This window comes from Flavobacterium sp. Arc2 (assembly GCF_041431385.1).
In the GTDB taxonomy this organism is placed as follows: Bacteria; Bacteroidota; Bacteroidia; order Flavobacteriales; family Flavobacteriaceae; genus Flavobacterium.
Map to the genome: position 1 here is coordinate 45,387 of NZ_JASMRH010000002.1, position 12,227 is coordinate 57,613.

A 12,227-nucleotide genomic window follows, 5' to 3' on the forward strand; every position below is an offset into this window, starting at 1 on the left:
AACATCAATCAAGATGACTTACAAAAATAGACTTTATTATTTTATTAATAAATTATCAAAATAATTAATGGTCGTAATCAAACCTTCACGCAATTGTATTTTTGGTTCCCATCCTTCAAGTTTTGCTTTCGCAAGAGAAATATCTGGCTGTCTTTGTTTTGGGTCATCTTGTGGTAAAGCCAAATGTATAATTTTCGATTTAGACCCTGTCAATTCAATTACAGCCTGCGCCAATTCAAGCATCGTAAATTCATTGGGGTTTCCTAAATTCACAGGACCCAAAAAAGTTGGATCCGATCCCATCATTCTAATCATTCCTTCTACTAAATCATCTACATATTGAAAAGAGCGAGTTTGCAAACCATCTCCAAAAATAGTAATATCTTGGCCTTGTAAAGCTTGTACAATAAAATTAGAAACCACTCTCCCGTCAACTGGGTTCATATTAGGGCCATAAGTATTAAAAATTCGAATAATCTTAATAGCTACCTTATTCTGATTGTGGTAATCCATAAACAAAGTTTCGGCGCAACGCTTTCCTTCATCATAACAAGAACGAATCCCTATGGGATTTACGTGCCCCCAATAAGTCTCAGGCTGTGGATGTACCAATGGATCGCCATATACCTCACTAGTGCTTGCTTGTAGCACTTTTGCTTTTACTCGTTTGGCCAATCCTAAAACATTGATTGCTCCCATTACCGATGTTTTAATTGTTTTAATGGGATTGTACTGGTAATGTACTGGAGAAGCCGGGCACGCTAGATTATAAATTTCATCAACCTCTGCATAATAAGGTTCTGTTATATCATGACGTACCATCTCAAAATACGGATGATCTAATAACTCAATAATATTCGATTTGGCACCAGTAAAATAATTATCTAAGCAAATCACTTCATTACCTTCACTTAATAATCGTTTACATAAATGAGACCCCACAAAACCGGCTCCTCCTGTTATTAATATTTTTTTCATTTTTTATTTTTTATTTTTTATTTTTTTAGTGAATTAACTTTTGTTTGAATTTGAAAGAAGTAATGGGATTTAAAACGTGCTAAGTAAAAACCTTCCTTACCGTCTAAAAAACCTAATTTCAAAAAATAGGCTCCTACAAAATAAACAGCAGGAAGAAGCCCTGTGTTTAACAATCCATATTTTATTTTTTGGTTCAAAGATAAATGACTGTTTTTTGCTTCTTTGAGTTGCAAATATCTTTTGGCTTCCCAGGTAGAATAGGCATTGTGTTTGGCAATATAATGCTCCAAATCTTTAAAATCTTTATGAATGATCTTAGATTTGATCACACCCACCTGACCTTCAATGATTGGGTGTTCATGTACTTCCATGTCCAAATGACTCCATAAATCTTCGTCAATTTTTTCATAGGCTCCTTTGGACTTCTTAAATAAGGCTGATTTTTTAAAACCATAGCCATAACACAGTTTTTTACCCATAAAATAGTTTTCAAACTGAATCGTAAAACCATTAAAATTAGGATCTTTCGTCTTAATCGATATTTCATCCACAAAAGCCTCTGTTACAAATTCGTCAGCATCAAGAAACAAAACCCATTCGTGCTTAATAATGGCATTTTGTAATGCCCAGTTGCGTTTTTTTGGAAACTTACCATTCCATTGAAACTGCAAAACTTCAGCTCCCTTTGCTAATGCAATAGTCATTGTTTGATCTGTACTCCCTGAATCAACCACAATAATTTGATCAAATCGTACTAATTTATCTAAACAAGATGGTAAATTTAACTCTTCGTTTTTTACTGAAACAATTACTGTAATAGGTATATTATTCAATAGTTCTAAATTTTATATGTTTAGCAGGATTCCCTCCTACAATTGAATTCGTTTCGACGTTTTTGTTAACTAGACTCCCTACTCCAACAATAGTGTTCTCTCTTAGTGCAATTACTGGCTTAATAAAAGCTCCTACTCCAATAAACACATTTTTGAAAATCGTGTGATGTTAGTAGATATCAAATGCATTGATGGTTTATGAAAGTACTTTGACCTTATTTAAGCTTTAATTGCATTTGAGACGACATTATAATTAGCTCTTAACCATGTATTTTAGTATGAAATTTCATTTGACTATTAGGCATTCTTGCCAAATTGATCATGCACTTCTTTTGCTATTTCAATGATAAAACAAAAGTCAACCAAAAACTAATAATGATGATAATAGATACTGCTAAAACTTTAAGTAATACTGTATAAAATTAAGCTCCATTTCATTTTCCTTTAATAATTTCAAGATTCTTGATACCCTCCTATTTGATCAATTGAATCATAAAACATTTTTTTATTATAACCTTTCAATTGATTTTTAAAAATTAAATAGTTGTTTGCAATAATAAAAACATCATAAATTCTACATTCCCATAACACACCTGAAGTCCTGTAATAGTAATCATCCTTATCATAGTCAAGAATTACAATTTCTGCATTTTGTAACATATTAAGAAACACCTCTTTTGATTGAGTCCCATAACTAATAAGGTTTTTTCCTATTTCCCTATTAGTATTTGATTTTCTATTTGGTATTAAAACTGTATATCCTTCAAAAATATTTGTTTTAATAATTTCGAGATATCTTTTTGAAAAAATTACAATTTCCTTTTTTTTACAATTTATTGTTTTTGGAACTATTTCAGAATCAATATTAATTCTATTCTTAAATAATTTTTCATCACTTAAATTAAATTTGCTATCAATAGTCAATAATTGAATCCCTACTGAATCCAAAAAAAGATGTAATTTTAAATTCGGGTCATGTGCAAGATTATGATTTATCAAAAATAACAGCTTGCTTTTAAATATATATATAAAAGGAAACATTATTAAAATTTGTGAATTTCTATATTCCCTAACTACGCAAGGAAGATGATCTTTAGATGATTTTTTAATCCCATAATAAATAACTCTTGTTAATCGATATAAACATTTAAAGTACGAATCCTTCATTTGAACCACTGGATACTTTTCTAAAATCGTATATATGGTTAAATAGGCTTTATTTGACTTTAAAATAATGTCAAGTATACCATGTACATCTTGTTTGTGTAATCTATTCATTTAAATATAAAATAATGCATGTTTTTATACTCCTTTTTAAGTATCCAAATAACTACTTTTTATGCGACTTTACTGAATACTTAATCTAAATTTAAATTCTATTTTTAATTTTAATAGCAGGATTTCCACCAACCACCGTATTTCCGTCTACATTTTTCACTACTACAGCTCTAGCCGCCACAACAGCATTGCTACCTATTGATACTCCCGGACCTATAAAAGCATCCGCAGCAACCCATACACCATTACCGATAGTAATATTTTTTAAAATCAAAGGAAAATCTTCTTTTGTATAATCATGAGATGAAGCACAGAGATAAGTTTTTTGGGAAATAATGGTATTGTCTCCAATTCTAATTTTTCCTTGATTATAAATATCAACATCGGGGCCAACACAGCAATTATTACCAAGTTCTAAATTCCATGGTGCCCAAATTTTTGCCGAAGCATTTACTTCGCATGACCATTTAATTTTTGCTCCAAAACATTTTAAGACCAAAACATGCCATCTTTTAAAAAGCCGAGATGCTAAAGGACGGAATAATAAAAGATAAACAATATTCCACAATAATCTATAGGCTTTATTTTTAAAACCAAAACTATGACTATATTTCTCTAGATCCATTTCTATTATTTAATTCAGATTTAAGTTTTTTCGTAAAAACATCAGTCGTAAAGCATTTAGAATAGTCCATTAACGATTTATTCAGTTTTGTTTTCTCTATGCTACAAAAATCAATAATTTGAGAATTAGCTTCTTTTATATCATTACTTAAAAGGAGACCACATTTAGATGTAGTAATATGATATTTATGTGCAATATTATCCGATAATATTGGAGTTAACCCATATGACATCGCTTCTACAATACTAATTCCAAATCCTTCATATTTACTTAATGAAATATAATAACTTGATTTTTTTAAAATTTCATCAATTTCTAAGTCACTTATTTCTCCAAAAATTCTTATGTTTTTTGTGATTGGATTTAACTCCTTCGTACCTCTACCGATTATATTTAACCTAAAAGTTTGCATAGTATCTTGATTGAATAGTAAGATAAGTTTTTTTAAATTCTTGTTTTTATTATTAGGGCCAATGTATACAAATTCACCATTAAAAGTTAGACTTTCTAGTGGGCCGTCGTAAATCCTTTTGACTGGATTCCATAACAAAGATGCATTGGGCATATCATTACCATCAATTGCTATCAAATCTTGGGGACTTACACAAAAGATTCTGTCTATACTTGACAAAGATACTTTAGAAAGTATTCTAAAAATTAATTTCCTTGAAAAACTTCTTGAATCATGAAAAATCCATCCATGAGAAAAAAGAATTATTTTAAATTTTTTATTTAAAATGGTATACCAAGTTAGCCTTCCAATATGAGGGTCATTCAGAATAACAATGTCATAATCTTTAGCAAAATTCAATCCTTTTGGCTTTGTAGGAAGATAGAAATCTATAAACGAGTTCTTCCCATCATTTAACACATATATTTCAACTTTAAACCCATTGTTTTTTAAAATTTCAATTAAAATATTTTGTTGTGTTAGTATTCCACCTGATTGTTCTGAGCTTATACTTGTTAAAATTAATGCTAGCATAATAATTAATGTTATAAAAACGATAATGAAAATCATTGTTTTTTGGCAATCTTCAAATTTGATAAATTTATTTAAATTCCATTATTTAGTAAGTGTTGATACAATTCATTCATTTTTATAGCTATTGCTTTTATTTCATATTTATCCCTCACTAAGTGTTGTCCATTATCACCCATATTTTTAATTTGAGATGCAGACATACGCATAATTTCTTCAAGAGTAAGTTTAATATTAAAAACAGATAAATGGATCCACCAACCGCAATGGTGTACTTCTAGATCTTCCCAAGGAGTTCCTTGGGTTGTTATCACTGGAACACCAACTGCCAAAGCCTCCGCAACTACTATCCCAAAATTCTCACTATACGTGGGAAGAAGCATAACATCCGCAGATCGTAAAAAGTCCCATTTGGCTTCACCAAATTTTGCTCCTACAAAACTAACGTTTTTTAAATCTTGAGCACTCTGAGTTAAGTTTTCTATATAATTTTCATCCCCATTACCAGCAATTTCTAAAGTCCATCCATCAGTATTACTATTTCGCCACGCCTCTAGTAGCAATTCAATACCTTTTTTAGGATGAATGCGAGACAAGAACACCACTTTTTGGCTACCGTAATAGTCTTTAATTTCTTTAACATCCCTCAAATCAATTCCATTTGGAATAATAAAAATAGGATTTTTAAAACCTAAAGCCTGAATATTCTCAGCTTCCATTAGAGCCGTTGCATGCAAACAATCAGCTCTTTCTATTGCTTTTTTTTGATACAAAAATAAACCTAATTTTTTCTTCCAAGGATTTTGAGCCAATATCCAAGGTTCCAACATGCCGTGAGGAGATAGGATTACTTTAATCCCTAATTCTTGAGCTACTTTTTGGAAACCCCAGTTTTGAGGACTCCAAATACCATTAACATGAACTAGATCTGGTTTTTCAGCTACTAAAAATGTATGAAACTCTTTTAACATAGAAAACCATCTTACAACATTGGTGTTAAAAAATTGTATTTTAACACCTTTAATTTTAATCGGACTTTCAGATATTCCTGTTGCAACAATTAGCTCCGTATGATTTTTTAACTCTGTACCCAATAATCGCATATATTCGGCTGTTCCTCCTTCATTCTTATTAATTCCGGCAATAAAATGGATTACTTTCATTTAATTTGACTTATTTGTTTATAAATAACCTCAATAGCATTTAAGGAATTTTCAGTAGTAAATTTTTGAGATTGATTTAATGAACTTTCAATAGTTTCTTTTCGTTGGACCATATCTAGTGATACAAGCTTTTCTAATATGCCGGCGGATTCCTCTTTCCATTTACCCCAAAGTATTTCATCATTGGGTTTTTTATCAATATAAAAAGCTGCCGTACCTCCAACTTCGTTCATAGGGTCTTTATTGGTAGTAATTACGGGACAACCTGAAGCCATAGCTTCTACAATAGGCCAACCAAACCCTTCATCTAATGAAGGAAACAACAAACAAAACGCTCCAGAGTAAGCATTATTAATATATTCATCCGATAAATCAGTAAGAAAATGAATATCCTCTTTAAAAATTGATTTCTGTCTCAGATAAGACAATTCACCTGATGGCTCTGAACCAATCAAAATCAATGACATTTTTTTATTATATATCGTACGCCAAGTATCGTATATTTCTATTACACCTTTTCGGTTTTTATAATATTGATTTCCACCAATATGCATAAGATACCCTTTTGATAATGTAATGTTTAATTTTGTTTCTAATAAATTACGCGAGTCAATTGGAGACAATTCATAGAAAGGACGATTTAAACCGTTGTAACATACTACCGAACTTACAATTTCACCTTGATGTAATTCATGCAAATCGTGTTGAGTTTTTTTAGAAATAGAAATGAAATGCTTCCCTTTTGAAAACCCTTTCCTAATATAATTTTGATATAGCTTACCCGTGTATGACGTTGGGTTTTCTGGAATAGTGCCTAGGGCGGATTTCAATGCTAAAAAATCATGACAATGCACTACATGATTCCTATTTTTCACTAAGGGTACCCATGGCCCTAAAGCTTGATCAGCAAATACAAAAAGAGCATCATTTGCACAATTACGTAGTTTTAATTTTACTTCAATTGGAAACAGAACATACTGATCAATATAGCTAAGCCATTTTTTTAATGACTGCATAACTGGCAGTTTATAAAAACGTGCTTTGGGACTCCAAACTTCCACTTCATGCCCTCTTTCTTGCATGCCCTCGAGCAACATGTTTGCGTAACGAGGCATGCTTTGATGAGCTAAAAAAGAAGGATGAGTAAAAAGGACAATTTTCATCTATTCCGTTTTTAAATTATTATTAATACTTGCCTCTAACAAACCTGCTGCAATCACAGCACAGCCTAGGATACTGGGTTGTGCCCATTGTCCTTGAGTAATCAAAAATAAAGCAGTACCGCACAAAGTTAAAGGCAATAATTTGGAGGCATTAGGCAAACGGATTGATTTAAAAAATAAGGCAAGAGCTAAAAATAATCGTAAGGCAATTAGCCCACCTCCAAAAACAAGACCTTGCTCGCCTCCTAATCGCCCTAATTCCCCTTCTGAAATTAAATATTTAGTTTTTCCTGTGAGCATCTTCGCTCCCGCATTAGTCCCCATTCCTAAATTACCAGCAAATAAAGGTTGATTCAATAAATCAGCAATTGGATCCGTAAATCCTTCCACCGATCTTAAAATAATAGACCCTCCTTTCTGACTGCTAGCCGTGTCAACGCGATCCATAAAAACCTCAGTCCCTAAATTAAAAATCGTAGTTGTTTTTTGCAAAATAGTAAATAAACCAAAAAGTATAACGACAGTAAACACCGTTTTCATAATAGATTTAATACTGGTAGAAGAACCAATAAAAGCGAAAACGCCTACTAATAAAACCCCAACAACCGCTCCACGACTTATAGTTAGAGGCAATCCAATCACTAGAGCAATCGTACTAGCCAAAAGCAATAAGTGGGAACAAGACTCTTTAGACAACCAAAAATAAAATACAAATACTGAAGACAAAATATAGAAAGAAGACAAACCCGATATAAAAGAGAAAGTTCCTGATGGCCGAAAATAGCCCATGGCCCCATCAAAACCAGCACTCCCTTCCCCTCCGATCCCAATGTTGATATAAGCAGATTGTGGACTGGTAAATTGAAAATAAATCAATAACGTCATCAAGATATTGATCCAGAGCATCAGACGTCCCATTTTAAGCACATCCACTTTGGTAAAAACGGTTCCGATGATAAAAATAATTGGAAAATGAAACAACATAATTCGTGCCCCATAAAGCCCAACAAATAGATTTTCATGTCCAAAAGTGAGGGTTATGGCCAAACCTAAAAGGGTAAATAGCAACCCTAGAACTACATAAGGATTCATAAATTTAACATTCAAATAGAGTGCTCTTACAACGATATATATTGCAATAGGGTCACGTACTACCAATAAGGGGGTCGCCAAACTGGGTAAAATCCATTTACGCAAAGCCCCTTCAAAAATCCATAGCAAAAAATACAACCAAATAGCCATTTTTAATGAACTGTAATTGGGTTCTGCTGCTGGTACTGTAATTGTATTCATTTATAACTTTTTTTTGTCAATTGCTAACGAAGAAAGGGCAGCAGCCATTTCTTGGCCATAAACCGACCATGGTCGGGTTTGAGCCTTAGTTTGAGCAGCTAATCCTAATTGTTCCAATAATTCTGGTTTTTCAAGTATCTTTTGCAAAACTTCTTGTATGGCATTGGATGAGCCTGCTGGCACAATCCAGCCGTCCACTCCATCTTCAATCAAATCAGGTCCAGCAGTTCGATCGGTTGTGATAACAGGAACCCCTTGAGACATGGCCTCCGTAATAACCAAGCCAAAACCTTCAAATAAGGAAGGAAATACAAATACATCATGCTCTCGCATACAGCCTAAAACTTGTTCATGAGACAACGAGGGAATCCAATGGTGTTGCTCTAAAGCCCAATTCAATGCATTGCAATTGGAAACGGCTTTATGACCAACAATGGTCAACTCTACCGTACTTTCCATTCCTTCAACCGCTTCAAACAAATAAGACAAGCCTTTTCGTTGCGATAGGCCACCGATAAATAAAATCTTAAGTTTTCGATTAGCAAGAGGTCGGTATTCTTTTTGATGTTGAACCTTTGGAAAACCATAGGGAATTACTTTTATTTGAGCTAAAATTCCCGGATAGGCTTCTAATGTTTTTTTGGTAAAACTACTGGCTACAAAAATAACATCGGCCAAAGCCAATTCTTGGTCTTTTTTAGCCAACTTGGCTGGAGAGTCACTAAAACCAGTGAGTGTGCTGGACCATTCAGGGTTAAGATCAAATTCCTTTTGCATTAACAAACGCGCACTTTTCCAATACCCTATCGGTAAATCATAAATACATGTGATACCCAATGATTTTGCTTTGGTAAAAGTAGCTAATGCGCCATCCTCATAGGCATACACTCCTGATAATCCTTCTTTTTTTGCTTTTGCTAAAGAATGAGCGACCCATTCATCGTGCATTTGATATACCCGATCAATACAAAAAAAACCTTTTTCATGCCGTATTAAAAAATCCAATTTCAATTTGGATGCCAATAAACGACCAAATTCAAAAAAAGAATTAGATCTAGTATAAGCTTGCCAGGATGGATCTAGTCTTCTTCTTTTTAAATCTTTTAATTTGGGATAGTCTCTTAACTTATAGGCCAATTGCCCCGGAAAAATAGCAACACAAGTAAACAATCGATATAAAATTTTATTTTTCAATAATCCATTTACGAGATTTTTAGAATTTGCATTTAAAGTGGGATGAGAAACAACTATCTTCATTTGATCGTAATTGAATTAATAAATTGATTTGCAATACTACTTAAATCAAATACCTCCATGTCCCCCTTTGATATTAAATCTAAATTATTTTTTTCGTACTTAATAATCTGTGGTGTGGAATGGAATCCATTTATCGGTGTCCATTTTCGAGATACGCAAATAGAATTCAATTGATGCTCTTTGTAGGCCGCATAAATGCCGCTTTTTTCGGTTTGAAAATAAGGCGTGGTCGATATGCCGTAATTGCTATCGATCAATATTTGCGAAATTACACTTTCAGCTTGTATGCCCAAAACTTCGTAGTCTATCTTAAAAAGATGTAAAACAGCTTTATAACTAGAAAGTTCCGAACCACTTTTACCAATAAAAAAAAATTTTATGGGCCTGGAAAGCGAGTCTTTATTGATAACTAAATCTTCGATAAAATCTTTAAAAGGAGCTCCAGGATGAATAGTTCCAAACAAAACAAATTGGGTAATTTCCTTCTTACCTCTTTTAATCCCAGTCAAAGGAATATTGCTACAAATAGGCAAAACACTTGCATTAATATTGCACTTTTTAAGGCTAAAAAGATACAATTCATTTTGGGTGTTAATCCGTTTTGGGGAAATATTCCCTAGGACTCTTTTGATTATATTTTTTTGTAGTACACCAATGCATTTGTGTTTAAAAGAAGCCTCCCGATCGATTCCCAACCACAATTCATGAAACATAACATGCCAATGGTACTTTCCCTTTAGTTTATTCAAAAATGAGGGCAACCAAAAGGGCAACCCCTTGGGATTAAAACTATACGGTACAAATTGCAAAGAAATCCAATCGGGCTGATATTTCGCTACAATATCCTGCGCAATGGTATACCGTTTGCTATGAGAATAGCATAAAGGAAGCCTATTTACGACCACTTTATTCCCACCTACCTCTTGTATTTCATTTAGATACTCAGAAACATAAGGATCACACAAAGACAAAATCTGTGCCTCATGCCCTAGTCTAATTAGTTCACCACATAAAAGACGGGTATAATCACCCACCCCATCATTACCGTATTCTACTGAACCACAAAAGAATAGTATTCTCATTTATTTAAACCTTTTTTTAATTTTACTGACAATCTGCAATAAAGTTATTATTTCTAATTCTAAAATCATTGCTTGTTTGTCAAATTTTATATTTTGAAATAATACCAAATACAAAAAATGTACAAATAGAAATCTGCTTATTAAATCTAAAATCTCGAGACTTATTCTAAAACAGCTTATTTTTTTTATATACCAAGATTCTACATTTGAAACCTCATGTCTTTGAAGCTTTTAATATTAAATTAAAATATTGCTGACACACCTCTTCTTCTGTATGTTCCCCGAGATGAGCTTTGGCATTTCGCAAGAGGCTTTGCTGTAACTTGGTATTCTCTAAAAGTTGGACCGTTTTTTGAACGAAAGATTCGTGCGAATTACGCTCAAAAACCACTCCTGCATTTCCTACCGCATCAGGCAAACCACCACCATCCGAAACAATCGGGATACAACCACAAGCCATCCCTTCTAGTACGACAATACCAAAAGGCTCTTCCCAACGAGAAGGCACCAATAAAAAACGATTTTCATGTAATTCATATGCTATCGCTTCAGCAGATAAAAAACCCAAAAAACGAATTTGACTTGTCAGTTTGTAACGGGAAGTCAATTCCATTAATTTTACCATTTCTGGACCATCACCAATAATTGCTAAGGAATATTTTTCATCTTGAATTGTATTCAATTCATGCAATAACTCAATACACATATCAGCACCTTTGTCTGAAACCAAACGCCCAACAAAGGCAAAATCTTTTGTTTTCTTAATAGTAGTTGCTTTAAAAACAGCTGCTTCATATGAATTTTCAATAACAGTGGCTTTCTTAAAAGTATGTTCCTTTATTTTTTTACTACAAGCAATTACAGCATCATAGTCGTTTAGAAAAAATGTTTTGGCTTTTTGATGGATTAATTTCTTTTCTTTTGGTAATCCGATCCAAGTGTGCAATGCCACTATCTTGGGTTTCCTCACTATAAAGTTTAACCAACTCATTCTAAAACAGGGATTATTTTCAAAAACAACATCACACCATTTCAATAAATTATAAATCACTTTAATGGAAGGATCTCTAACTACTTTAAACGGTAATTTTTCAGTACCATCCTCTTTTGTATGAGTTACTACAATTACAGAGACCTCTCTTTTATTTTGAAAATTTTTAGCCAACATTAATGAAACTGTTTCAATACCACCAATGCGAGGATAAAAGGAATGACTGAATAAGAGTATTTTCATAATAAATTAGGGTTCTATTTTTTTGAATAAAAAAGATAATTTAATCTAATCCATTTTCTTTTTTTTTTATCTGAAATTAAAATAACTACCCTAAAGCGAATTTAGAAATATAAACTCTTAGTAAAATAATCAATAAATTACTTTTTATATCAAACAGCTAACGTATTTTCTTAGCTAAGATGACACGACTAATATTGCGTTTAAGAAAAAAACGAAATAGAATACATTTACGTTAAACACAGAATTAACAATCAACTAAAGCACTCATTTTTTTTACAAAAGTAAGGTAGGTATGTTAGTTTTCCTGGTATAAAAAACAATTATAAGTCCTCCATACAC

11 protein-coding genes are annotated in these 12,227 nt (G+C 32.6%); all 11 read right to left on the reverse strand.

The window, feature by feature from the left end; translation table 11 throughout:
- Positions 1–36 precede the first annotated feature (36 nt).
- Positions 37–978, reverse strand: coding sequence for a UDP-glucuronic acid decarboxylase family protein (locus tag QO182_RS01530; RefSeq protein ID WP_371538527.1), 942 nt, complete (start codon positions 976–978; stop codon positions 37–39).
- 17 nt (positions 979–995) lie between these two features.
- Positions 996–1,811 carry a glycosyltransferase family 2 protein gene (locus QO182_RS01535; RefSeq protein WP_371559601.1) on the reverse strand — a complete coding sequence of 272 codons (816 nt, stop codon included), beginning with the start codon at positions 1,809–1,811 and terminating at the stop codon, positions 996–998.
- Positions 1,812–2,264: 453 nt separating this feature from the next.
- Positions 2,265–3,089, reverse strand: coding sequence for a hypothetical protein (locus QO182_RS01540; RefSeq protein ID WP_371559603.1), 825 nt, complete (start codon positions 3,087–3,089; stop codon positions 2,265–2,267).
- A gap of 91 nt (positions 3,090–3,180) precedes the next feature.
- Positions 3,181–3,714 carry a putative colanic acid biosynthesis acetyltransferase gene (locus QO182_RS01545; RefSeq protein WP_371538534.1) on the reverse strand — a complete coding sequence of 178 codons (534 nt, stop codon included), beginning with the start codon at positions 3,712–3,714 and terminating at the stop codon, positions 3,181–3,183.
- Complete coding sequence (locus QO182_RS01550) at positions 3,695–4,699, reverse strand: glycosyltransferase (protein ID WP_371559604.1); 1,005 nt, start codon at positions 4,697–4,699, stop codon at positions 3,695–3,697. The genes QO182_RS01545 and QO182_RS01550 overlap by 20 nt, the downstream gene beginning before the upstream one ends.
- 71 nt (positions 4,700–4,770) lie before the next feature.
- The gene (locus QO182_RS01555) at positions 4,771–5,859 is read right to left on the reverse strand and encodes a glycosyltransferase (RefSeq protein ID WP_371538538.1); all 1,089 of its coding nucleotides are present in this window, start codon (positions 5,857–5,859) and stop codon (positions 4,771–4,773) included.
- Entirely contained in the window at positions 5,856–7,022 is a 1,167-nt protein-coding gene (locus tag QO182_RS01560) for a glycosyltransferase (RefSeq protein WP_371538540.1), read from the reverse strand. Before QO182_RS01560 ends, QO182_RS01555 begins: the two co-directional genes overlap by 4 nt.
- Positions 7,023–8,315, reverse strand: a complete 1,293-nt coding sequence (locus QO182_RS01565; RefSeq protein ID WP_371559606.1) for a hypothetical protein — start codon at positions 8,313–8,315, stop codon at positions 7,023–7,025.
- Entirely contained in the window at positions 8,316–9,572 is a 1,257-nt protein-coding gene (locus tag QO182_RS01570; protein ID WP_371538544.1) for a glycosyltransferase family 4 protein, read from the reverse strand.
- Positions 9,569–10,654, reverse strand: coding sequence for a glycosyltransferase (locus QO182_RS01575; protein ID WP_371538545.1), 1,086 nt, complete (start codon positions 10,652–10,654; stop codon positions 9,569–9,571). The genes QO182_RS01570 and QO182_RS01575 overlap by 4 nt, the downstream gene beginning before the upstream one ends.
- Before the next feature lie 214 nt (positions 10,655–10,868).
- Positions 10,869–11,888 (reverse strand): glycosyltransferase family 4 protein, encoded by a 1,020-nt coding sequence (locus tag QO182_RS01580; protein WP_371559608.1) that lies wholly within the window; start codon positions 11,886–11,888, stop codon positions 10,869–10,871.
- Between the last annotated feature and the right edge of the window lie 339 nt (positions 11,889–12,227).